The organism is Arthrobacter sp. MDT2-16, assembly GCF_054510925.1.
The window spans coordinates 167,411-189,394 of the sequence record NZ_JBTNDP010000003.1 but is presented as its reverse complement, the minus strand read 5'-3'; the positions used below and the strand labels follow the sequence as shown (position 1 = coordinate 189,394).

Here is a 21,984-nt window from a genome sequence, read left to right as displayed (position 1 = left end):
CGTCTTGACAATATTCACATCTGCACCAAAGACTTTGCCATGGGAGCGCTTCCACGGGGATACGGAGCGCGTCCTGCTCGGGCTCTCACGCCAAACGACCAGCACCATGAGGAGCAATGATGCTCAGCATCGCCAGTAGATGTGCCATGACTCTTGCGCTCGCAGGGGTCCTCGCTTCCACCGCCTTCGCGGCCCTTCCGGCTGCGGCCCAGGGGCCCAAGGGCGGGCCCCTGCAGGGGGCCGGATCATCGCCCACCGAGTTCTACGTCCCGATGAAGAACCACTACCACGAGGCCCAGCGCCAGATCGCGGACCTCAGGTCCTCGGGTGACAAAGCGACCGCCGAGAAACTCAGCGCCATGGTCTCCACGCCGCAGGCCGTGTGGGTCACGGGCGATGATCCCGCAACGGTGACGCAAGAAGTGCGCAATACCACCCACCGTGCAGCCGGCAAGGGCCAGATGCCCGTGCTCGCCGCCTACAACCTCCCGTTCAGGGATTGCGCACAGTACTCGGCCGGTGGCGCCACCGATGTCGCGGGATACAAGGCCTGGATCGACGCCCTCGCGGCAGGTATCCAGGATCGGGCCGCGATGATCGTGCTGGAGCCGGACGGACTCGGCATCATCCCCTGGCACCGCACGATCGACGGCAACCTCGAATGGTGCCAGCCCGCGGAGGCGAAGAGCGCGACCGCGGCCGCGGAGCGCTACGAGATGCTCACCTACGCGGTGGACGAGCTGAAGGCGCTGCCGAACACGAAGGTCTACCTCGACGGGACGCACAGTGCCTGGCTGGGTACGGGGGAGATCGCCAACCGCCTCGTGAAGGCCGGCGTGCAGAAGGCGGACGGATTCTTCCTCAACGTCTCCAACTACGAGCTGACCGAGCGGCAACTGAAGTACGGCTCCTGGGTGTCGCAGTGCATCTACTACGCCACGGAGATCGAGCCGGGCGCCTACGGTTCCTGCGCCGGCCAGTTCTACCCCGCCTCGCCCACGGACTTCTCGACCTGGGGCCTGACGGACGCCTGGTACGCCCAGAACGTCGCCGGTGCGCGCAACGCCCCGACCTCGGACGATCTCGCACACTTCGTGATCGACACCAGCCGCAACGGCCGCGGGCCCTGGGTCCCCGCCACCACCTACCCGGACCCCCAGGTGTGGTGCAATCCTCCCGCTCGCGGGCTCGGCTACCTGCCCACCTCGGACACGGGCCACGAGCTGGCGGACGCCTTCCTCTGGATCAAGGTACCCGGCGAGTCCGACGGCGAGTGCAGCCGCGGCCTGACGAACAACGGCGGGGTGGATTCCGCGTGGGGCCGGGTGGACCCCTCGGCCGGTGCATGGTTCCCCGAGCAGGCACTCGACCTGATCAAGAACGCCAGCGCGCCCGTCCGGCCGTAGCGCAGTCCGGAGTGTGCGCGGTACCACAGCCCGCGCACACCCCGGCCGCCTAGGCTGGACCCATGGAGGATTGGCGGTCGGCACAGCGTGCCCCGGAACGCAGGCTCTGGGGCACGCTGTGCTGCGTCGGCGTGGCCCTGACGGTGGCCGTCGCGAGCAGCATCGTGGGGGCGGCGGTCAGCCCGACACCGATCCCAGGAGGGTGGTTCTACCTCCAGCAGTCCGTCCTGCTCACGCTCGGCGCCGCAGGAACGGCGCTCGCGTTCCGCCGCTTCGCCAGTGCCGGAAGGGCAGGGTAACCGGCGTTATGCGAATGTGACAAACCGTTCGAGCAGTGGCTATCGTCGTCGAGTGCCTCCGTCTCAGTGAGGCTCTCCCGGACGGAATGCCGAGCCCTGCCGTCGTCCTGGACACGTTCGCAAACATCACGGCGGGGACGGGGGAACCACAGTTCCAGCGGACGTGCAGCACCAGCTGCCATCGTCCTTGGGGTTAAGTCGCATCGCATCGCCCTACCGGCCGATGCCCGCGCCCGGGTGACTCCCATCCGAACCCGACAGCTCACCCCGCAGGCATGGGAGAGGTATACAACCATGTCAGTTAAGACTTCACCGGCGCGCCACCGTGCCGACATCGACGGCAACCTCGCACTGCAGGGCCTGTCCCGCGCCGCGAAGGCCCACGCAACCACCGTCGGCCGTCCCGTTGCCGTCGTGGCCGTCACGTCGGGCCTCGCGCTCAGCGCCGTCGGCACCGCCAACGCCAGCTCGTACACCGAGCAGGGCACGACGACCGCCCCGGCGGCCGTCGCAGCGCCCGTGGCCGCAGCACCTGTAGCCGCTCCGGCTGCAGCCCCCGCCGTCGCTGCTGCTCCGACCGCAGCGACCCACACCGTCGTCGCCGGCGACACCCTCGGTGCCATCTCCGCCCGCCACGGCGCTGACCTCAACGCGGTCCTCGCAGTGAACGGGCTGTCCCTCGCCTCGATCATCTTCCCGGGCGACTCCATCGTGATCCCCACGGGTGGAGCCGTCCAGGCACCCGCGCAGACGGTGTCCGTACCTGTCGCCGTCGCTCCCGCAGCCCCCATGCAGCAGGCAGCAGCCGTCGCCCCGGCGCCGGTCGTGCACCAGGCGGCAGCCGTCGCACCCGCACCGGCCGTGTCCGCAGCGCCGGGCTCGAGCGTCTACCTCGCCTCGGCGGAGATCACCCCGGCCGCGACCCCCAGCGGCGTCGGCGGAACCCTCCTGGCCTCCGCCCAGGCGCAGCTCGCAGCCGGAGCGGTGCAGGACTGCACCGTCCTGGTCGAGAACGCACTGCGTGCGGCCGGCATCTCCGTGGGCGATCTCGGCCCCTCGCAGTTCTTCCAGTTCGGAACGCGCGTGTCCACTCCCGCCCCCGGCGACATCGTCATCACCGGTGGCCACGTGGCCATCTACGCCGGCGGTGGCCAAGTCATCAGCAGCGGCATGAACGGGTCGAACCTCACCATGCAGCACCCCCTCTCGGATCTCGCGGGAGCATCCTTCGTCCGGGTCTAGTACCTGAACGGACCACACACGGGAAGCGGCAGGTGCTTGGACGGGGCGCCTGCCGCTTCCTTCTTTAACGGGTGGTCCTCAGCGGCGTGCTGCCAGGACGCCCTGGATCCCCGGGATGCAGGCCTCGTTCTGGAGGGAGGTGGTGTCCCCGAGCGGGGCCCCCTCGTAGAGCTGCGTGAGCAGGCGCCGCATGATCTTCCCCGAGCGCGTCTTGGGCACATCGGGCACCACGACGACGGCCGACGGTCGAGCGATCGGCCCGATCACCTCGGCCACGTGGGCGCGCAGCGTGGCCGTGACGTCCCCGCCCGGGCCGGATCCCGCGCCGAGCACCACGAACGCGGCGATGGCATGACCCGTCAGCGGGTCGGAGATCGGACATACGCCGGCCTCCGTGACGAGCGGGTGGGCCACGAGCGCCGACTCGATCTCGATCGTCGACAGGCGGTGGCCGGAGACGTTGATGACGTCGTCCACACGCCCCAGGATCCAGATGTCGCCGTCGTCGTCGTACCGCGCGCCGTCGCCGGCGAGGAACCAGCCGTGGACTGCGAACTTCCGCCAGTAGGAGTCGAGGTAGCGCTGGGGGTTCCCCCACACCGTCCGGGCCATGGCCGGGCCGTGGCGGTCGACGACGATCAGCCCCTGCACGCCCGGCGGAACGGTCCGGCCGTCCTCGTCGACGATGCGCGTGCCGACCCCGGGCAGGGCACGTGCCGCGCAGCCGGGCTTGAAATCGGCGTCGGTGGGGCTGGGGGAGAGCACGGTGGCCCCGGTCTCGGACTGCCACCAGGTGTCGACGACGGGCACCTCGTCGCGGCCCAGGTTCCTGCGGAACCAGCGCCACGCCTCGGGGTTCACGGCCTCGCCCACGGTGCCGAGCACGCGGATGCTCGAGAGATCGTAGGAGGCCGGGACGCCGTCGGGGAACCAGCCCATGAGCGAGCGGACCAGGGTGGGCGCGGTGTAGTAGCTCGTGACGCCGTAGCGTTCGATGATCTCGAAGTGGCGGCCCGGGTGCGGCGTGTCGGGAGTGCCCTCGAAGAGGACCTGCGTGGCGCCGCTGGACAGCGGCCCGTACAGCTCGTAGGTGTGCGCGGTGACCCATGCGAGGTCGGCGGTGCACCAGTGCACGTCGCGGTCGCGCTGCGACGGATCAGGATGGCCGAAGAGATGCTTGAAGCTCCAGGACGCCTGGGTCAGGTAGCCGCCGGAGGTGTGCACGAGGCCCTTCGGCTTACCGGTGGTCCCCGAGGTGTACATGATGAACAGCGGAGTCTCGGCGTCGAACGCCTCCGGGTCGTGGCGCGGTGAGGCGGTGTCGACGACGTCGTGCCACCACACGTCGCGGCCCTCGGTCCAGCTGACCGCGGACCCCGTCCGCCGGACCACCAGGACGTGCTCGACGCTTCCCACGCCCGCGACGGCGGCATCGGCGTTATCCTTCACGGCCACGGCCGTACCGCGGCGGTACTGTCCGTCGGTGGTGACGAGCAGCTTCGCCCCGGTGTCCTCGACGCGGAAGCGCAGCGCCTCGGCCGAGAACCCGCCGAACACGAGGGAGTGCACGGCCCCGATCCGGGCGCAGGCGAGGGTGACGACCACCGTCTCCACGAGTACGGGAAGATAGACGACCACGCGGTCGCCCGGGCCGATGCCCAGGCCCAGCAGGGCGTTCGCGGCGCGGGACACCTCGTCCTGCAGCCGGGCGTAGGTGATGGTCCGGCGGTCGCCCGGCTCACCCTCGAAGTGGAGGGCCACGCGGTCACCGTTCCCGGCGCGCACGTGCCGGTCCACGCAGTTCGCGGCGACGTTGAGCGTGCCGCCGGCGAACCACTCGATGACGGGGACGCTGAGCGTCCCGTCCTCCTGCGGAGCGGCCTTCCGGAACGTGTGGACCGTGTCCCACGGCGTGTCCCAGTCGAGCCGGCCGGCCTGTTCGGCCCAGAACGCGAGCCGTCCGGCCTCGTCCTGCAGGGCCGCCGGGTCGTCCGCCGTCGTGCCTGCCGGCGCCGTACCTACGCCCACCGGCGCACCGCCCAGCGCTCGGCGATGCCGAGGAGCGCGTCCGTCGTCTTGCCCAGGACCGCCAGCAGGATGATCGCCAGGATGATGCGGTCCACGCGGCCCGAGTACTGCGAGTCGGTGAGCAGGAAGCCGAGTCCCATCGACGACGCGATCAGTTCGGCCGCCACGAGGAACAGCCAGGACTGCGCGAGGGCCAGCCGGAGGCCGGAGAACAGGGCGGGGACGACGGCGGGGAGCTGCACCGTGGTCAGCAGGCGGACGCCGTTCAGTCCGAAGGCCCGCGCCGCCTCGACGAGGTTGCGGTCCACGTGCCGCAGCCCGAGGTACAGCGTGGTGAACACGGGGAAGAACGCGCCGATGCTGATCAGCGTGACCTTGGAGTCCTCGTTGATGCCGATCCACAGGACCAGCAGCGGGACCCATGCCAGTGACGGGACCGCCCGGAGGGCTCCGACGGTGGGGGTGAGCAGGACGTCGGCGATGCGGGAGAGTCCCAGCAGCGCACCGGCCAGCACGCCGAGCGCGGAGCCGATGAGGAATCCGAGGAGCACGCGCTGGGTGGAGATGAGAATGTGCGTGGCGAGCTGGCCGCGCTCGGCCAGATCGACGGCGGCGGCGAGGACCGACGCCGGCGACGGCAGCTGCGAGGGCCGGAAGAATCCCGAGGCCGTGCTGAGGTGCCAGGCGAGCAGGATCAGCACCGGGACGACGAGTCCGAGCAGGACGACGCCGATGTGCCGACCCGGTACGCGCGTCCGCCCGCCCCTGGCCGCAGGCCCGGCCACCGGGGAGCCGACGGCCCCGTGGCCCTCTTCGCTGATGGGTGTCGCGCTGCTGCCCGTGAGGTGCTCGGCACTCATGAATCGGAGCCGATGGACGCCGGGTCGGCCTTCTCGACGAGCGAGGCGTCGAACAGGGACCCGAGGGCGTCGTCGATCTGCTGCTGGGTCTGCACGTCGCCGGTCTCCACGAACACGGGGCCGATCTTCTCGAGCACGCTGCGCTGCGCGTCACCCGGCGCCGGATCGACCTCGAGGTTGGTCCGGTCGATGATCACCGCGGTGGCGACGGCCGGGTCGATCGCGGCGACCTCGGCGAGGATGGCGGCGGTCTCCTCGGGGTTCTCCTTGGCCCACTCGCGGGCCTTCTCGTAGGCGTCGACCACGGTCTGCGCGACGTCGGGCTTCTCCGCGAGGAAGTCCTCCGTGGCATTGAGGAAGCCGTAGGTGTTGTAGTCGATGTCGCGGAAGAACAGCTGGGCGCCGTCCTGCTCGGCGGCGGCCATGATCGGATCGAGGCCGGACCACGCGTCGACGGCGCCGCTGGCGAGGGCCGCGCGGCCGTCGGCGTGCTGCAGGTTCTCGATGGTGACCTCGGACTGGTCCACGCCGGCGGCCTCGAGGGCCTGCAGCAGGAAGAAGTAGGGGTCGGTGCCGCGGGTCGCCGCGACCGACCTGCCGCGCAGGTCCTCCACGCTCGTGATGCCCGAGTCCGGCAGGGTCACGAGCGCCGCCCACTCGGGCTGCGAGTAGATGTCGATGGCCTTGATGGGCGAGCCGTTGGAGCGGGCGAGCAGCGCGGCCGAACCCGCCGTCGAGCCGACGTCGATGGCACCGGCGCGGAGCGCCTCGTTGGCCTTGTTCGACCCGGCGGACTGCACCCAGTTGACGGTGATGTCCTGGGCGGCGAGCTCCTCCTCCAGCCAGCCCTGGTCCTTGATGATCAGGCTCAGGGGGTTGTAGGTGGCGAAGTCGATGTTCAGGGCGCCGCCTTCCGTGGCGGCGGCGCCGTCGGCCACTGCCTGCGTGTCGGCGGCGTTCTCGCCGGCCAGGCAGCCGCTGAGGCTCAGCGGGAGGGCGGTGGCGAGGGCGAGGGTCGGCAGGAGGGCGCGGCGGTTCATGGTGGTCCTTTGCTGGATGGAGCGGGAAGAGGAAGGCAGGGGGCTCCGGCCGTACGACGACGGCGGAACGGGGTGGGAATGCCCGGGCTAGTGCCCGGTCACACCGAGCAGGGAGAGCAGGGAGCTCCGGAGCGCTCCAAGGTCCGAGGCGTTGCGATCCCGTGGCCGGGATCCGGGGACGGTGACGAGCTCCGCGACGGTCGAGCCGTCTCCGCCCTCGCCCCGTCCGAGGACGAGGACCCGGTCCGCGAGCTGGAGGGCCTCGTCGACGTCGTGCGTGACGAGCAGCACCGTGGTGGGCTGCGCGCGGTGGATGTCGAGCAGGAGGTCCTGCATCTTGATGCGCGTCAGGGCGTCGAGGGCGCCGAAGGGCTCGTCGAGCAGGAGCACACCCGGGTTGCGGGCCAGCGCGCGGGCCAGCGACGTGCGCTGCGCCATGCCGCCGGAGACCTCGCGAGGCCGGTGCTTGGCGAACGTGTCGAGCCCCACGAGCTTCAGGAGTTCGAGGACCCTGGCCTTGCCGGCACTGGCGCTGGAGGACTTCGGCAGCCCGATCGCCACATTGGCCTGCAGCGTGTGCCACGGCAGCAGCCGGGGCTCCTGGAACGCGACGGCGCAACGTTCGTCGATGCCGGTGACGGGCGTCCCGTCGATCAGGACCTCGCCGCTGTCGGGGATGTCGAGGCCGGCGGCCGCGCGCAGGAGCGTGGACTTGCCGCAGCCGCTCGTGCCGAGGATGGCCAGGATCTCTCCCGGCTTCACCTCCACGGTGACGTCGCGCAGGACGGTGCGCCGGTCCGTGGGCGAGCCGAAGCTGCGGCCGAGCCCGGCGAAGTGGACGCCGAGGGCCTGCTTGGTGGAGGGCTGGGTGCTGCCGGGTGCCAGAACAACGGTCATGGTGTCTCCATCGGTCCTGGCGGTAGCACCCTACGGACAGAGCCTTCGCCACCGTCGTGCGGTGGTGCCCGTGGCTCGGACCTCGTTATCGCCCGACGTCAGGGGGACGTCGGACAACCAGGGTTGCTGCGGCTTCACTGATCCAGGTCTCTCGGCCGCTCGGGATGGTCACTCCCATGAAACGCCCGCGCCGTGTCGGGAGCAAAATAGGGCGTGTAACAAATGCTGTAACAAATCCGTCGGGACACCCGGCACGAGGAGCAGGAGGCGCCGTGGCGCACGAGAACGATCCGCAGGTCATCAGGAGGCTCCTGACCGAGCGCGGACGCTGGGCCGTGGTGGGGCTGTCGGACAATCCGCGCCGGGCGGCTGTGGGTGTCTCGCGCTTCCTGCAGGAGAACCTCGGCATGGAGATCATCCCGGTGAGCCTCAAGGGCGACGACGTCCACGGGCAGAAGGGCTACACCCGGCTCGCGGACATCCCCGGGAGCATCGACGTCGTGGACTGTTTCGTGAACTCGTCCCGCGTGGGAGCCGTGGTGGACCAGGCGATCGCGGTCGGCGCCCGGGCCGTATGGCTGCAGCTGGGCGTGATCGACGAGGACGCCGCCCGCAGGGCGACCGAGGCAGGGCTCGACGTCGTGATGGACACGTGTCCCGTGATGGAGGCACCGGCGCTCCGTCAGTAGCGGCTACATGCGCTGGTATCTCGAACGGATGATCATGAAGACGCCGTAGGCCATGAGGCCCACCGCGACGGCACCGAGCAGCCAGGCACCGAAGGGCTGGTCGCGCAGGGTCTTCAGGGCGCCGTCGAGGCCGGTGGACTGTTCCGGGTTGTTCGTCACGGTGGCGACGACCACGAGCACGCCGAGGACGCCGAGCGCGAAGCCCTTGGCGATGTACCCCACGGTCCCGAGCACCACCACGGCCGTGCCGGGTCTGCCCGCGGGCAGACCCGAGAGATTCCGGCGGAACCTGCGGGTGGCCCCGCTGTAGACGAAGTAGCCGCCCACCATCAGGATGCCCGTACCGACCGCGAGGAGGAGGGCCGAGCCGGCCGGGTTCGACATCAGGGTGGCGCTGAGGGAGCGGGTACTGCTGCTGCTGTTGCTCGAACCGCCCAGCGCGTACCGCCCGAAGGTCACGCCGATGGCGGCGTAGACCGCGGCCTGCCCGCCGCTCTTCAGGCGGGCCTTGAGCTTCTCCCGGTCGCGGAGGGTCTTCGTGCCGAAGACCGTGGTGGCGAGCTGGAAGAGGGCGAGGGCGAGGCAGCCGATGAAGCAGAACCACAGGAGCAGGGTCCCGCCGGGGCTGCCTGCGAGTCGCCCGATCGCCCCGCTCTGGTCGGCGCTGCCCGAGCCGCCGCGTGCGAGGCCGAACGCGATGACTCCGATCAGCAGGTGCAGGATGCCCGCGGCCACGTAGCCCGCGCGGGCGGCGAGTTCGAACCCCCGGGAGTTGACGGCCTCCTCGGCGGCGTCGGACGCCCTGTCCGCCGTGTCTCTGGGTCCGCCGTGTCCGTTGTGCCTGTTCGAGGCCGTTCCTGATGCCATGGGAGTCCCGCCTTCGTCGCCGGTCCGGACCTCCATCCTGCCACTGCTCCCCCTGCTTCGGGCGGTTCCGGGTCCGCTAGGTTGGAGCGAGGACATCGGCTCCACCGGGAGGGGAAGAGGCAGGCATGGACCGGTTCACGTACGAGGAGCAAGGCGCCACGGACAGGCCCTACCCGGAGGCCCTCGACGACGGCTGGCCCCCCGGATACACCGTGATGGTGGAGTCCCACGAGATCGCGACCGAAGACCCCTCCGCAGCCTTCATCAGCCTCACGGAGGGGATCCTGGGCTGGGACCTGCACCGGCGGGCCGGGCTGACCATGCAGTCCGACGCCGCCCGGGCCCATCCCGGTGTCCGCGTGGTGGCCGGCTTCGGCATCGGGCCCGCCCGGATCAAGGCGCCCTGCCGCGTCATCTGGTCCCGCGAGCCGCAGCTCGACGGGGCCGGACGGGCGGCACCGGGGCAGCGCGGCGGATTCGGCTACGGGACGCTGCCCGGCCACCCCGTGAAGGGGGAGGAGGGGTTCTACGCCGAGCTGACGGCGGACGACCGGCTGCTGTTCATCTGCTCCGCGTACAGCGTGCCGGCCACCCTCCTGTTCCGGCTCGCCTCGCCCGTCACCCGGCTGACCCAGAGGTACGTGCTGTCGCGCTACGTGAAGGCGGCGCGGGAGCTGGCGGGAGTATAGCCCGCGTCGCCCGTCCTCGGGCGGCGGGCTGCGCCGGCCCTCTGGCCGAAGTGCTTCGGCAGCGTCCCCTCGGGGGCTTCGCGCAGCACGTCCAGCGGCAGGGTGAAGTAGCCCTGCACGTCGAGGGCCCGGTTCTCGGTGTCCACCGCGCCGCCTGAGCACCCGTCGGCCGTTCGAAGCCCGGCATCCGGTACGGCGGACCGTCCCCGGACCATCCCGACGTACCCCGCCATCAAGAACGCGTAGGGGTTTCATCGAGGGCCATGAGGAAATCGTGAGGATCGGCTTTTCGATCCGGCACGGGGTGTGTAATCGAGCCCGTGCCCCGTGCGGGCACCCGCCCGGCAGGAAGCCCGGCGGACCGCAGTCCGATGGAGTTCCTCGTGCTTGACGTCGTGTATCTCGTGGGTGTCGTGGCCCTGTTCGCCCTGGTCGCCCTGATCGCCCGGGCGGTGGAGAAGCTGTGATCGTCTTCAACCTGATCGCGCTGGTCCTCGGCATCGCCGCCCTGGGCTACCTCGTGTACGCCCTCGTACGTCCGGAGCGTTTCTGATGACCCTCGCCGCGGCCGTCCTGCCGCTGCTGACCGTCGTCGTCGTGCTCGCCCTGATCCACCGTCCGCTCGGCGACCACATGGCGCGGACCTTCACCGGCACGAACGATCTCCGCGTGGAGCGGGGGTTCTACCGTGTGCTCGGCGTCGACCCGGCGTCCTCCCAGTCGTGGCGCTCCTACCTCACCGGGGTGCTCGCCTTCTCCGCCGTGAGCGTGCTCCTCGTCTACCTGTTGCAGCGCACGCAGGCCCTCCTGCCCTACTCCCTCGGACTGCCGGCCGTCCCCGAGGGCCTGGGGTTCAACACAGCCGTCTCGTTCGTGACCAACACCAACTGGCAGTCCTACTCACCTGAGGTGACCCTGGGCTACACCGTGCAGATGGTGGGCCTGGCCGTGCAGAACTTCGTCTCCGCCGCCGTCGGCCTGGCCGTCGCCGTCGCGTTCGTGCGTGCCTTCGTGGCACGCCGCAGCGCGACGCTCGGCAACTTCTGGGTGGACCTCACCCGCGCGGTGCTGCGCATCCTGCTCCCCGGCGCTGTCATCGCGGCCCTGATCCTCCTCTCCGGCGGTGTGATCCAGAACTTCAACGGGTTCACGACCGTCGCCACCCTCACCGGCGGCGAACAGGTCATCCCCGGAGGCCCCGTCGCCTCGCAGGAGGCCATCAAGATGCTCGGCACCAACGGCGGAGGCTTCTTCAACGCCAACTCGGCGCACCCCTTCGAGAACCCCTCGCCGTGGACCAGCGTGTTCCAGGTTCTCCTCATGCTCGCGATCCCGTTCAGTCTGCCGCGCACCTTCGGCACCATGATCGGGCAGCGCCGGCAGGGCTACGCGATCCTGGGCGCCATGGCCGTGATCTCCCTGGTCTCGTTCACGGCCGCCACCCTCGCGGAGCTGTCCGCCCACGGCGCCGCAGCCCAGGCCGCGGGCTCCGCCTCCGAGGGCAAGGAGCAGCGCTTCGGCATCGTCGGGTCCGTCCTGTTCGGCTCGGTCAGTACGCTCACCTCCACGGGCGCCGTGAACTCGATGCATGACAGCTACACGGCGATAGGCGGCATGCTCCCCCTGATCAACATGATGCTCGGCGAGGTGGCACCCGGCGGTGTGGGCTCGGGGCTGTACGGCATGCTCGTCCTCGCCGTCGTCACCGTCTTCGTCTCCGGACTCCTCGTCGGCCGCACTCCCGAATACCTGGGCAAGAGGATCGGCGCCCGCGAGATCAAGCTCGCCAGCCTCTACATCCTCACCATGCCCGCCCTCGTGCTCGCCGGGACGGCCCTGAGCTTCGCTGTTCCCGTCCTCCGCGCCGACATCGACGGGACCTCGATCCTCAACCCCGGTCTCCACGGCATGTCCGAGGTGCTGTACGCGTTCACCTCGGCCGCCAACAACAACGGCTCCGCCTTCGCGGGTCTCACCGCCAACACTCCCTGGCTCAACACGGCGCTCGGCGTGGTGATGCTGCTGGGGCGCTTCCTGCCCATCGTCTTCGTCCTCGCCCTCGCGGGCGCCTTCGCCGCCCAGGACAGGGTGCCCGCGACCGCCGGGACCCTGCCCACGGACCGCGTGCAGTCCGCCACGCTGCTCGTCGGCGTCACCGTCATCGTCACCGCCCTCACCTTCTTCCCCGTGCTCGCACTGGGTCCGCTTGCGGAAGGATTGCTCTAGATCATGTCCACCATCACAGAACCGGCAGCCGACAGCAGTAACAGCCCGGCACCGGAGGGGAACCGGCCCGCGAGGACACCCGGTGGAGCTTTCTCCGCCGCCCAGCTCGCCGAGGCCCTGCCCGGCGCCTTCCGCAAGCTCGACCCGCGGCAGATGTTCCACACACCCGTCATGTTCATCGTCGAGGTGGGCGCGGTCCTGATCACCGCCATCGCCATCGCCGAACCCTTCCTCGGCGGTCCCGAGGCCTCGGGCGGCAGCGAGGTCCCGGCGTCGTTCGCGTGGCTCATCGCCGTCTGGCTCTGGCTCACGGTGCTCTTCGCGAACCTTGCGGAGTCGGTGGCCGAGGGCCGCGGCAAGGCACAGGCATCCAGTCTGCGGCAGGCGAGGACCGGCACGACGGCGCGCGTGATCCGCGACTACGCGGCGGACACCGACCCGGGCGCTCTCCGGGCGTCGATCGCGGAGGTGCCGTCGTCGGACCTGACCCTCGGCGACATCGTGGTGATCGAGGCCAACGGACTGATCCCGGGTGACGGTGAGATCGTCTGGGGCATCGCTTCGGTGGACGAGTCGGCCATCACCGGCGAATCCGCCCCCGTGGTCCGGGAATCCGGCGGAGACCGGTCCGCCGTGACGGGCGGTACGCGCGTGCTGTCCGACCGCATCGTCGTCCGCATCACCAGCCGGCCCGGCGACACCTTCGTGGACCGCATGATCCGCCTCGTGGAAGGCGCCGAACGGCAGAAGACGCCCAACGAGGTGGCCCTCGACATCCTGCTGGCCACGCTCTCCATCGTCTTCACCGTGGTGGTGCTGACCATCAACCCGATCGCGAGCTCCTCCGGCGTCTCCGTCAGCGTGCCCGTCCTCGTCGCGCTGCTCGTCTGCCTGATCCCCACCACCATCGGTGCCCTGCTCTCCGCGATCGGTATCGCCGGTATGGACCGGCTCGTGCAGCGCAACGTCCTCGCCATGTCCGGCCGCGCGGTGGAGGCCGCCGGTGACGTGACCACCCTGCTGCTCGACAAGACCGGCACCATCACCTACGGCAACCGGCGGGCCAGCGAGTTCGTCACCGTGGGCGGCGCGGACCGGCGTGAACTCGTGACCGCCGCCGCGCAGTCGTCCCTGAGCGACCCGACGCCCGAGGGCACGTCCGTCGTGGAACTCGCCGTCACCGAGGGATTCATCCGCTCCGCGGTCGAGGGAACGGTGGTCCCGTTCTCGGCCCTGACCCGCATGAGCGGTGTGGACTTCCCCGACGGCTCGGCCGTCCGGAAGGGTGCCGGCAGCGCGGTCCGCGAATGGGTCGCCGCCGCCTCCGGCATCGTCACGGCGGAGCTCGACGACGCCGTCACACGCATCTCCCAGCTCGGCGGTACCCCGCTCGTGGTCGCCGTCCGGGGCGCCTCCGGCCGTGCCCGGGTGCTCGGGGTGGTCCACCTCAAGGACGTCGTGAAGGACGGGCTGCCCGAACGGTTCGCCGAACTACGCACCATGGGCATCCGCACCGTCATGATCACGGGGGACAACCCACTGACGGCCAAGGCCATCGCCGCGGAGGCCGGCGTGGACGACTACCTGGCCGAAGCGACGCCCGAGGACAAGATGCGCCTCATCCGCAGGGAGCAGGAGGGAGGCGCGCTCGTGGCCATGACCGGCGACGGCACCAACGACGCCCCGGCCCTCGCGCTCGCGGACGTCGGCGTCGCGATGAACACCGGCACCTCGGCGGCGAAGGAGGCCGGGAACATGGTGGACCTGGACTCCGATCCGACCAAGCTCATCGAGATCGTGCGGATCGGCAAACAGCTGCTCATCACGCGCGGTGCACTGACCACCTTCTCCATCGCGAACGACGTCGCCAAGTACTTCGCGATCATCCCCGCCATGTTCATCGGCGCCTTCCCGGGCCTCGCCGCCCTGAATGTGATGCAGCTGAACTCGCCGTCCTCGGCGATCCTCGCCGCCGTCATCTTCAACGCGCTGATCATCATCGCCCTGATCCCGCTCTCGCTGCGCGGCGTGAAGTACCGCGCCGCATCGGCATCGAGCACCCTCGACCGGAACCTGCTCGTCTATGGGCTCGGTGGGATCATCGCGCCGTTCATCGGCATCAAGGCCATCGACCTCGTGCTCTCCCTCATCCCCGGTTTCTGATCCCCGTCCGCCGACGTCCACGAAAAGGCATCCCATGAGCTCCTCCCGCAGCACCGTCCGACAGCTCGGCACCGCCGTCCGAGCCCTCGTCGTCCTCACCCTCGTCCTCGGCGTCGGCTACCCGCTCGTCATCACCGCCCTGGGGCAGGCGGCGTTCGGAGACCGGGCCGACGGGCAGCCCGTCACGCTCGACGGCGAGACCGTCGGCTCCGCGATCATCGGTCAGGGCTTCACCGACGCCGAGGGCGCGGCGCTCCCGCAATGGTTCCAGTCCCGTCCGTTCGCGGCCGGGAACGGGTACGACGGCGGCGCCTCCGGCGGCAGCAATCTCGGCCCCGAGAACCCCGACCTGGTCGCGGCCATCGAGGAACGGCGCGCTACCATCGCGGAGCTCGAGGGGGCGAACCTTTCCGCGGTACCCGCGGACGCGCTGACAGCGTCGGCCTCCGGTCTCGACCCCCACATCAGCCCCGAGTACGCGCTGCTGCAGGTGCCACGCGTCGCAGCCGAACGCGGTCTGGACGAGACCGACGTCGAAGCCCTCGTGGAGGAGAACACGCAGGGTCCCGACCTCGGCTACCTCGGGGAACAGCGGGTCGACGTGCTGCAGTTGAACATCGCCCTCGCCGCGCTGGAGACTTAGGCCATGACGCGAGGCCGGTTGAGGGTGTTCCTGGGAGCGGCCCCGGGTGTGGGGAAGACCTACGCGATGCTCGAGGAGGGCCGTCGGCTCCGCTCCGAGGGGCGCGACGTCGTCGTCGCCCTCGTCGAGACGCACGGCCGCACCGCCACCGAGGCCATGACCGAGGGCCTCGAGGTGCTGCCGAGGCGCAGCCAGGACCACCGGGGAGTCCGCCTCACGGACCTCGATCTCGAGGCCGTCCTGACCCGGGGGCCCGGGGTGGCGCTGGTGGACGAACTGGCTCACACCAACGCGCCGGGCACCGGGCACGAGAAGCGGTGGCAGGACGTCGAGGCGCTGCTCGACGCCGGGATCGACGTCATGTCCACCGTCAACGTGCAGCACATCGAGTCCCTGAACGACGTCGTGGAACGCATCACCGGGGTGCCGCACCACGAGACCGTGCCTGACGAGGTGCTGCGCCGGGCAGATCAGGTGGAGGTGGTGGACCTCGCCCCCGAGGCGCTGCGCGTCCGACTCGCCGAGGGGTGCATCTACCCCTCGGGTCGTATCGACGCAGCGATGTCCAACTACTTCCGGGTGGGCAACCTCACCGCGCTGCGCGAGCTCACGCTCCTCTGGCTCGCCGACGAGGTCGACAGCGCCCTCCAGCGGTATCGCGCTGAACAGGGGATCGACGACAAGTGGGAGGCGCGCGAGCGTGTCGTCGTCGCGCTGACCGGCGGGCCCGAGGGCCGCACCCTGCTCCGCCGTGGTGCCCGGATCGCCTCGCGCTCCGCGGGAGGGCAGCTGCTGGCCGTGCACGTCACCAACCAGGACGGCCTGCGCGACGCCGACCCCGCCGAGCTCGCGGCTCAGCGGTCCCTCCTGCAGAAGCTGGGCGGCACCTACCACGAGGTGGTGGGCGACCAGACGTCCAGGGCCCTCGTCGACTTCGCCAAGGGGGCCAACGCCAGCCAGCTCGTCATCGGTGTGAGCCGCCGCTCGCGGCTCGCCGCCCTCCTCACCGGCCCGGGCATCGGTGCCACCGTGATCCGCGAGTCCGGCGAGATCGACGTGCACATCGTCAACCACGCCTCGGCCGGTCGCAGGTTCGCGCTGCCGCACGCCGGCGGAGCACTGTCCTGGCGCCGACGCCTGCTCGGGGCCCTCGTAGCCCTGATCGGCGGGCCGCTGCTGACGCTGCTGCTCATGGCGCTGCGCTCCGAGGAGTCCATCACCGGGGACGTCCTCAGCTACCAGCTGCTCGTGATCGTGGCCGCGCTGATCGGCGGCATCTGGCCGGCGCTGTTCGCCGCCGTCCTGTCCGGGCTGACGCTCGACTTCTTCTTCATCGACCCGATCCGCACCCTCACCATCGGCGAACCCGCTCACCTCACGGCGCTGGGCCTCTACATCGTCAACGCCGTGCTGGTCAGCTACGTGGTGGACCAGGCCGCCCGGCGGACGCGCGCGGCGTCACGGTCTGCGGCCGAATCCGAGCTGCTCGCGACCGTCGCGGGCGGGGTGCTCCGCGGCCAGGACACGCTGCAGGCGCTCGTGGCGCGCACGCGGGAGGCCTTCGGGCTGGACGCCGCGCGGCTGCGCGCCCCCGACGGCTCACTGCTGTGCGAAGACGTACCCGCGGTGTCACGGGCCGGGCGCCGGGGCCCGACATCGGTCCTGTCCGGGACGTCTCCGCCGGGGCCGGGCGTGCCGTCGGCGACGTCCGGAGGGGACGGCAATGACGGGGATAGCAGCGACGGGGACGGCAGGAACGGGGACGGCGCCGGACCGGTTCCGGTCACCATCCCCGTGGGGGAGCGGGCGGTGCTCCAGCTCGAGGGCCGCACCCTCGAGGCCGCCGATCGCCGCCTGCTCGCGGTGATCACGGCCCAGATCGACGCCGCCCTCGAGTACCGCGACCTCTCGCGCACAGCGAGCGAGGTGGGACCGCTCGCCGAGGCGGACCGCGTCCGCACGGCGCTGCTCGCGGCCGTCGGGCACGACCTCCGCCGGCCGCTCACCGCCGCGACGACCGCCGTCACGAGCCTGAGGTCCGCAGAGATCACGTTCTCAGCGGAGGAGCAGGCAGCCCTGCTGGAGACCGCCGAGCAGAGCCTCGGCACCCTCTCGACCCTCGTCACCGACCTGCTCGATGCAAGCCGCATCCAGGCCGGGGTGCTGGGTGTCGTGCTGGAACCACTGCGGCCGGAGGACGTCATCCTGCCCGCGCTGGAGGAGCTGGACCTGGGCCCGGGTGACGTCGAACTGGAACTGCCCGCCGAATCGCCGCTGCTCCTGGCCGACGCCGTGCTGCTGCAGCGCGTCCTCGTGAACCTGCTCTCCAACGCGGCCCGCCATGCGGGCGGTGCGGAGCCGCCGGTGCTGTCCGTGAGCGATTTCGGCGGGCGGGCGGAGCTTCGCATCATCGACCGCGGTCCGGGCATCCCCGACGACCGGAAGGGCCAGGTGCTCCTGCCCTTCCAGCGGCTCGGGGACACGGACAACGACGCCGGACTCGGCCTCGGGATGGCACTGGCCAGCGGGTTCGTGGAGGGCATGGGCGGGAGCCTGACCCTCGAGGACACACCGGGCGGCGGGCTCACGTCGGTGGTGTCCCTGCCGCATGCGCCGCGGTCCGGGACCGCGCTGCTCAGCGGGGACAGCGTGGGTGCCGCATGAAGGTCCTCATCGCCGACGACGATCCGCAGATCCTGCGCGCGCTCAGCATCACGTTCACGGCGTCCGACTACGACGTGGTCACGGCGGGCGACGGCGGGGCCGCCCTCCGCCGGGCCGCGGAGCACCATCCGGACATCGTGGTGCTGGATCTCGGTATGCCCCACCTCGGCGGCATCGACGTCATCCACGGGCTGCGCGGCTGGAGTACGGTTCCGATCCTCGTGATCTCGGGGCGGATGGACTCGATCGACAAGGTCCAGGCTCTCGATGCCGGCGCTGACGACTACGTCACGAAGCCGTTCCTCACCGACGAGCTGCTCGCCCGCGTGCGAGCCCTCACCCGGCGCCGGCTCCCGGTCCGTGAGGAGGCCGGGGCGGCCTTCGGGGACGTGCGGGTGGATCTCGTGGCGAGGTCCGTGGTCCGGACGACCGACGGCGCGGACATCCACCTGACCCGGACCGAATGGCGGCTGCTCGAGACACTCATGCTCAATCCCGGGCGGCTCGTACCGCAGGAGATCCTGCTGACGGAGGTGTGGGGGCCGCAGCACGTCAACGACTCCGGCTACCTCCGCCTGTACATCCGGCAGCTGCGCAAGAAGCTCGAGCGGGACCCCGGCTCGCCCCGGCACCTGCTGACCGAGGCGGGGATGGGCTACCGGTTCGTACCAGGATGACGGGTGCGCCGCCGTCCCCGGGAGCCGAGGCCCCCGCGTCCGGGGACCTCGGCTCCGGGGGCAGGACACCCGCCGCGGCGGTGCCGGCAGGCCCGGCGTCAGCCGAAGTGCTTCGGCAGCGTCCCCTCGTGGGCCTCGCGCAGGACGTCCAGCGGCAGGGTGAAGTAGCCCTGCACGTCGAGCGCCCGGTTCTCGGTGTCCACCACGCCGATGCGCATGGTGGGGAAGTTCCGCGCCGTGCACATGTCGTTGAAGCGCACCTCCTCCGAGCGGGGGACGCTCACGACGGCGCGTGCCTGGCTCTCGCTGAACAGGGCGGTGAAGGCGTCGATGCCGTCCCGCTCGCACAGCTCGTCGAGGCCGATCCGCGCGCCGACGTCGAAGCGCAGCGCCATCTCGCTCAGGCCGGCGGCGAGCCCGCCCTCGGAGAGGTCGTGCGCCGCGTCGATCATGCCGTCGCGCGAGCAGTTGACGAGGATCGCGGCGAGCGTCTTCTCGGCGGCGAGGTCCAGGGCCGGGGGCCGTCCGCCGAGGTGACCGCGCAGATTGGCCCACTCGGAGCCGTCCAGCTCGTCCGCCGTCGTGCCCAGCAGGTAGACGGCCTGGCCGTCCTCCCGCCAGCCCGAGGGCGTGCGGCGGGCGACGTCGTCGAACACGCCCAGGACACCGACCACCGGGGTGGGGTGGATGGCCACGCCGCCGGTCTGGTTGTACAGCGAGACGTTGCCGCCGGTCACGGGCACGCCGAGCTCCTGGCAGGCGTCCGCGAGGCCCCGGACGGTCTCGGCGAACTGCCACATGACCTCGGGGTCCTCGGGGGAGCCGAAGTTCAGGCAGTCGGTGACGGCGAGGGGCGCGGCGCCCGACGTCGCCACGTTGCGGTAGGCCTCGGCGAGGGCCAGGCGTGCGCCCTCGTACGGGTCGAGGTAGGAGTACCGGCCGTTGGCGTCCGTGGAGATCGCGACGCCGAGGCCGGTCTCCTCGTCCACGCGGACCACTCCGGCGTCGTCGGGCATGGCGAGGGCCGTGTTGCCCTGGACGTAGCGGTCGTACTGGTCGGTCACCCAGTCCTTCGCGCACATGTTGGGCGAGGCCATCAGTTCCAGGACGGCCTCGCGCAGGTCCGCCGGCCGCTCGTCGCCCGCCGAGGAGGTGGTGAAGGCATCCGCCTGGACGCCGTCCAGCCAGGCAGGGCGGTGGTAGGGGCGCTCGTAGACGGGGCCCTCGTGCGCCACGGTGCGGGGATCGACGTCGACGATCTTCTCGCCGGCCCATTCGATGATGAGGCGCCCGGTGTCGGTGACCTCGCCGAGCCACGAGTACTCCACGGCCCACTTGTTCATGATCGCCTCGAATGCCGCGACGTTCTCGGGTGTCACCACGGCCATCATGCGTTCCTGCGACTCGGACATGAGGATCTCACCCGGGGTGAGGGACGGGTCGCGCAGCAGCACGTTGGTGAGTTCCACATGCATGCCGCCGTCGCCGTTGGAGGCCAGCTCGGACGTGGCGCAGGAGATGCCCGCGGCGCCGAGGTCCTGGATGCCCTCCACCACGGAGGCCTTGAACAGCTCGAGGCAGCACTCGATGAGCACCTTCTCGGCGAAGGGGTCGCCCACCTGCACGGCCGGGCGCTTGGAGGGCTTCGTGGAGTCGAAGGACTCCGAGGCGAGCACCGAGGCGCCGCCGATGCCGTCGCCGCCGGTGCGGGCACCGAAGAGGACCACCCTGTTGCCCGCGCCGGAGGCGTTGGCGAGGCGGATGTCCTCGTGCCGCAGCACGCCGACAGCGAGGGCGTTGACCAGCGGGTTGCCCTGGTACACGGAGTCGAACACCACTTCGCCGCCGATGTTCGGCAGGCCGAGGGAGTTGCCGTAGCCGCCGATGCCCGCGACGATCCCGTGCACCAGGCGCGCGGTGTCGGGGTGGTCGATAGCCCCGAAGCGCAGCGGATCCATGACGGCCACGGGGCGGGCGCCCATCGAGATGATGTCACGGACGATCCCGCCGACGCCGGTGGCCGCGCCCTGGTAGGGCTCCACGAAGGAGGGGTGGTTGTGGCTCTCCACCTTGAACGTCACGGCCCAGCCGTCACCGATGTCCACCACGCCGGCGTTCTCGCCGATGCCGACGAGCAGGTGCTCCTTCATGGAGTCGGTGACTTTCTCGCCGAACTGGCGCAGGTGCACCTTGGAGGACTTGTAGGAGCAGTGCTCACTCCACATCACCGAGTACATGGCGAGTTCGGCGCCGGTGGGCCGGCGGCCGAGGATCTCCTCGACACGCCGGTACTCGTTCTCCCTGAGGCCGAGCTCGGCCCAGGGGAGCGCCTGATCCGGGGTGGCCTCGGCGTGGGCGACGGTGTCGATGTTGAACTTCCGGGACGTCGTCTCTGCAGTCACTTAGCCCACCAGTTTCTTGAGTACCGAGGTGAAGATGCCGAGTCCGTCGGTGCCGCCGCGGAGGTCCACGGCGCCGCGCGCGGAGGAGTCGGGGCCGAAGCCCGCCTCGACGGCGTGTTCGGGGTGCGGCATGAGCCCGACGACGTTGCCCGCCGCGTTGGAGATGCCGGCGATGTCGCGGCGCGATCCGTTGGGGTTGCCGCCGACGTAGCGGAAGACCACGCGGCCCTCGCCCTCGAGCTCGTCGAGGGTCCGGTTGTCGGCCACGAACTGCCCGTCCTGGTTCTTGAGCGGGATGACGAGTTCCTCGCCCTCCGCGTACTCCGAGGTCCAGAAGGTCCCGGCGTTCTCCACGCGCAGGCGCTGGTCGCGGCAGAGGAAGTGCAGGGACTCGTTCTTGATCATGGACCCGGGCAGCAGGTGCGCCTCGGTCAGGACCTGGAAGCCGTTGCAGATGCCGAGCACGGGGAGCGCGTCGGCGCCACCCGAGGCGGCCGCTGTGATCTGCTCCATGAGCGGGGCGAAGCGGGAGATGGCGCCGGCGCGCAGGTAGTCGCCGTAGGAGAAGCCGCCGGGGATGATCACGGCGTCCACGCCCTGCAGGTCGTGGTCACCGTGCCAGAGCTGGACGGCGCTGCCCCCGGCGAGCCGCACGGCGCGGGCGGCGTCGCGGTCGTCCAGGGTGCCGGGAAAGGTCACGACACCCACGCTTACGCCGTCGAGCGGACTGACCGCGTCGGCCGGTGCGAGGGGCTGCGGGCCGCCGATGAGGGGGGTCTCGACAGGGGAGGAGGTCACTGGGCGTCCTCCTCGAGAACCTCCACGCGCGTGACATCCTCGATGACGGGGTTGGACAGCAGCGTGGTGGCGGCATGGCGGGCCTGCTCGAGGACCTCGTCCGTGACGTCACCGTCCACGGTCAGCTCGAACCGCTTGCCCTGGCGGACAGCGGTGAAACCGGTGAGGCCGATCCGGGGGAGTGCGCCTGCGATCGCCTTACCCTGCGGGTCGAGGATCTCGGGCTTGGGCATGACGTCGACAACGATCCGGGGCATCCGGCAACTCCTGTGGGTGAGCAGTGGGTATGCGGCCGCCCGGGAGTGCCGTCTCACGCCGCATCAGGGTCGATACCGGCGCTCCGCGAGCTTGCGGGTCCAGTCTACCGGGGTTTCGCCGCGCACCCGTCCCGTAC

General features: G+C 70.7%; 20 protein-coding genes and 1 riboswitch. Of the genes, 11 read left to right on the top strand and 9 right to left on the bottom strand.

Annotation, left to right across the window (positions count from 1 at the left end; all coding sequences use genetic code 11):
• The first annotated feature begins 119 nt into the window (after nt 1-119).
• The 3 genes from ACX80N_RS07460 to ACX80N_RS07450 all read left to right on the top strand — a co-directional run bounded on the left by ACX80N_RS07460 (nt 120) and on the right by ACX80N_RS07450 (nt 2,947).
• On the top strand, nt 120-1,406 hold the full coding sequence (locus ACX80N_RS07460; RefSeq protein WP_459338883.1) for a glycoside hydrolase family 6 protein: 1,287 nt from the start codon (nt 120-122) through the stop codon (nt 1,404-1,406).
• A gap of 62 nt (nt 1,407-1,468) precedes the next feature.
• Entirely contained in the window at nt 1,469-1,705 is a 237-nt protein-coding gene (locus ACX80N_RS07455) for a hypothetical protein (protein WP_105032506.1), read from the top strand.
• 108 nt (nt 1,706-1,813) lie between these two features.
• A riboswitch (cyclic di-AMP (ydaO/yuaA leader) is annotated at nt 1,814-1,994 on the top strand.
• 5 nt (nt 1,995-1,999) lie between these two features.
• Nucleotides 2,000-2,947, top strand: a complete 948-nt coding sequence (locus ACX80N_RS07450) for a LysM peptidoglycan-binding domain-containing protein (protein ID WP_459338882.1) — start codon at nt 2,000-2,002, stop codon at nt 2,945-2,947.
• A 78-nt stretch (nt 2,948-3,025) separates the two neighbouring features.
• On the opposite strand, the gene acs is transcribed toward ACX80N_RS07450, so the two are convergent.
• From acs to ACX80N_RS07430, 4 genes are all read right to left on the bottom strand, one after another.
• Nucleotides 3,026-4,975 carry an acetate--CoA ligase gene (gene acs / locus ACX80N_RS07445; RefSeq protein WP_459338881.1) on the bottom strand — a complete coding sequence of 650 codons (1,950 nt, stop codon included), beginning with the start codon at nt 4,973-4,975 and terminating at the stop codon, nt 3,026-3,028.
• Nucleotides 4,966-5,835 carry an ABC transporter permease gene (locus ACX80N_RS07440; protein ID WP_459338880.1) on the bottom strand — a complete coding sequence of 290 codons (870 nt, stop codon included), beginning with the start codon at nt 5,833-5,835 and terminating at the stop codon, nt 4,966-4,968. The genes acs and ACX80N_RS07440 overlap by 10 nt, the downstream gene beginning before the upstream one ends.
• Entirely contained in the window at nt 5,832-6,875 is a 1,044-nt protein-coding gene (locus tag ACX80N_RS07435; protein ID WP_105032510.1) for an aliphatic sulfonate ABC transporter substrate-binding protein, read from the bottom strand. The genes ACX80N_RS07440 and ACX80N_RS07435 overlap by 4 nt, the downstream gene beginning before the upstream one ends.
• Before the next feature lie 87 nt (nt 6,876-6,962).
• Entirely contained in the window at nt 6,963-7,772 is an 810-nt protein-coding gene (locus tag ACX80N_RS07430) for an ABC transporter ATP-binding protein (RefSeq protein WP_105032511.1), read from the bottom strand.
• A 272-nt stretch (nt 7,773-8,044) separates the two neighbouring features.
• Here ACX80N_RS07430 and ACX80N_RS07425 point away from each other — a divergent pair, with 272 nt between their 5' ends.
• On the top strand, nt 8,045-8,461 hold the full coding sequence (locus ACX80N_RS07425) for a CoA-binding protein (protein WP_105032512.1): 417 nt from the start codon (nt 8,045-8,047) through the stop codon (nt 8,459-8,461).
• A gap of 3 nt (nt 8,462-8,464) precedes the next feature.
• Here ACX80N_RS07425 and ACX80N_RS07420 read toward each other — a convergent pair whose 3' ends face one another.
• Complete coding sequence (locus ACX80N_RS07420) at nt 8,465-9,328, bottom strand: DUF1206 domain-containing protein (protein ID WP_105032684.1); 864 nt, start codon at nt 9,326-9,328, stop codon at nt 8,465-8,467.
• A gap of 125 nt (nt 9,329-9,453) precedes the next feature.
• Here ACX80N_RS07420 and ACX80N_RS07415 point away from each other — a divergent pair, with 125 nt between their 5' ends.
• Entirely contained in the window at nt 9,454-10,017 is a 564-nt protein-coding gene (locus ACX80N_RS07415) for a DUF1990 family protein (protein WP_459338879.1), read from the top strand.
• On the opposite strand, the gene ACX80N_RS07410 is transcribed toward ACX80N_RS07415, so the two are convergent.
• The gene (locus ACX80N_RS07410; RefSeq protein WP_459338878.1) at nt 9,981-10,163 is read right to left on the bottom strand and encodes a hypothetical protein; all 183 of its coding nucleotides are present in this window, start codon (nt 10,161-10,163) and stop codon (nt 9,981-9,983) included. The two genes, ACX80N_RS07415 and ACX80N_RS07410, sit on opposite strands and share 37 nt — an antisense overlap.
• Nucleotides 10,164-10,480: 317 nt before the next feature.
• Between ACX80N_RS07410 and kdpF the strand changes: the two genes are divergently transcribed.
• The 6 genes from kdpF to ACX80N_RS07380 are packed head-to-tail and all read left to right on the top strand — an operon-like array spanning nt 10,481 to nt 18,390.
• Nucleotides 10,481-10,570, top strand: a complete 90-nt coding sequence (kdpF, locus tag ACX80N_RS07405; protein ID WP_055770995.1) for a K(+)-transporting ATPase subunit F — start codon at nt 10,481-10,483, stop codon at nt 10,568-10,570.
• On the top strand, nt 10,570-12,243 hold the full coding sequence (kdpA, locus tag ACX80N_RS07400) for a potassium-transporting ATPase subunit KdpA (RefSeq protein WP_459338877.1): 1,674 nt from the start codon (nt 10,570-10,572) through the stop codon (nt 12,241-12,243). The genes kdpF and kdpA overlap by 1 nt, the downstream gene beginning before the upstream one ends.
• 3 nt (nt 12,244-12,246) lie before the next feature.
• Complete coding sequence (kdpB, locus tag ACX80N_RS07395) at nt 12,247-14,406, top strand: potassium-transporting ATPase subunit KdpB (protein ID WP_459338876.1); 2,160 nt, start codon at nt 12,247-12,249, stop codon at nt 14,404-14,406.
• Nucleotides 14,407-14,440: 34 nt separating this feature from the next.
• Entirely contained in the window at nt 14,441-15,049 is a 609-nt protein-coding gene (gene kdpC, locus ACX80N_RS07390) for a potassium-transporting ATPase subunit KdpC (RefSeq protein WP_459338875.1), read from the top strand.
• 3 nt (nt 15,050-15,052) lie between these two features.
• A complete protein-coding gene (locus tag ACX80N_RS07385; protein ID WP_459338874.1) occupies nt 15,053-17,713 on the top strand; it encodes a DUF4118 domain-containing protein in 2,661 nt (886 codons plus the stop codon).
• A complete protein-coding gene (locus tag ACX80N_RS07380; protein ID WP_105032518.1) occupies nt 17,710-18,390 on the top strand; it encodes a response regulator in 681 nt (226 codons plus the stop codon). Before ACX80N_RS07385 ends, ACX80N_RS07380 begins: the two co-directional genes overlap by 4 nt.
• 98 nt (nt 18,391-18,488) lie before the next feature.
• On the opposite strand, the gene purL is transcribed toward ACX80N_RS07380, so the two are convergent.
• The 3 genes from purL to purS are packed head-to-tail and all read right to left on the bottom strand — an operon-like array spanning nt 18,489 to nt 21,847.
• A complete protein-coding gene (purL, locus tag ACX80N_RS07375) occupies nt 18,489-20,792 on the bottom strand; it encodes a phosphoribosylformylglycinamidine synthase subunit PurL (protein ID WP_459338873.1) in 2,304 nt (767 codons plus the stop codon).
• The gene (gene purQ / locus ACX80N_RS07370; RefSeq protein WP_459338872.1) at nt 20,793-21,590 is read right to left on the bottom strand and encodes a phosphoribosylformylglycinamidine synthase subunit PurQ; all 798 of its coding nucleotides are present in this window, start codon (nt 21,588-21,590) and stop codon (nt 20,793-20,795) included.
• Nucleotides 21,587-21,847, bottom strand: coding sequence for a phosphoribosylformylglycinamidine synthase subunit PurS (gene purS, locus ACX80N_RS07365; RefSeq protein WP_105032520.1), 261 nt, complete (start codon nt 21,845-21,847; stop codon nt 21,587-21,589). The genes purQ and purS overlap by 4 nt, the downstream gene beginning before the upstream one ends.
• Nucleotides 21,848-21,984: the final 137 nt, after the last annotated feature.

Coding starts and splice junctions, on each gene's coding strand:
- ACX80N_RS07435 (WP_105032510.1), bottom strand. CDS start 6,875: ATGAACCGCCGCGCCCTCCTGCCGACCCTCGCCCTCGCCACCGCCCTC.
- ACX80N_RS07380 (WP_105032518.1), top strand. CDS start 17,710: ATGAAGGTCCTCATCGCCGACGACGATCCGCAGATCCTGCGCGCGCTC.
- ACX80N_RS07450 (WP_459338882.1), top strand. CDS start 2,000: ATGTCAGTTAAGACTTCACCGGCGCGCCACCGTGCCGACATCGACGGC.
- ACX80N_RS07455 (WP_105032506.1), top strand. CDS start 1,469: ATGGAGGATTGGCGGTCGGCACAGCGTGCCCCGGAACGCAGGCTCTGG.
- ACX80N_RS07415 (WP_459338879.1), top strand. CDS start 9,454: ATGGACCGGTTCACGTACGAGGAGCAAGGCGCCACGGACAGGCCCTAC.
- kdpC (WP_459338875.1), top strand. CDS start 14,441: ATGAGCTCCTCCCGCAGCACCGTCCGACAGCTCGGCACCGCCGTCCGA.
- ACX80N_RS07460 (WP_459338883.1), top strand. CDS start 120: ATGCTCAGCATCGCCAGTAGATGTGCCATGACTCTTGCGCTCGCAGGG.
- kdpB (WP_459338876.1), top strand. CDS start 12,247: ATGTCCACCATCACAGAACCGGCAGCCGACAGCAGTAACAGCCCGGCA.
- ACX80N_RS07385 (WP_459338874.1), top strand. CDS start 15,053: ATGACGCGAGGCCGGTTGAGGGTGTTCCTGGGAGCGGCCCCGGGTGTG.
- ACX80N_RS07440 (WP_459338880.1), bottom strand. CDS start 5,835: ATGAGTGCCGAGCACCTCACGGGCAGCAGCGCGACACCCATCAGCGAA.
- purS (WP_105032520.1), bottom strand. CDS start 21,847: ATGCCCCGGATCGTTGTCGACGTCATGCCCAAGCCCGAGATCCTCGAC.
- kdpA (WP_459338877.1), top strand. CDS start 10,570: ATGACCCTCGCCGCGGCCGTCCTGCCGCTGCTGACCGTCGTCGTCGTG.
- ACX80N_RS07420 (WP_105032684.1), bottom strand. CDS start 9,328: ATGGCATCAGGAACGGCCTCGAACAGGCACAACGGACACGGCGGACCC.
- ACX80N_RS07430 (WP_105032511.1), bottom strand. CDS start 7,772: ATGACCGTTGTTCTGGCACCCGGCAGCACCCAGCCCTCCACCAAGCAG.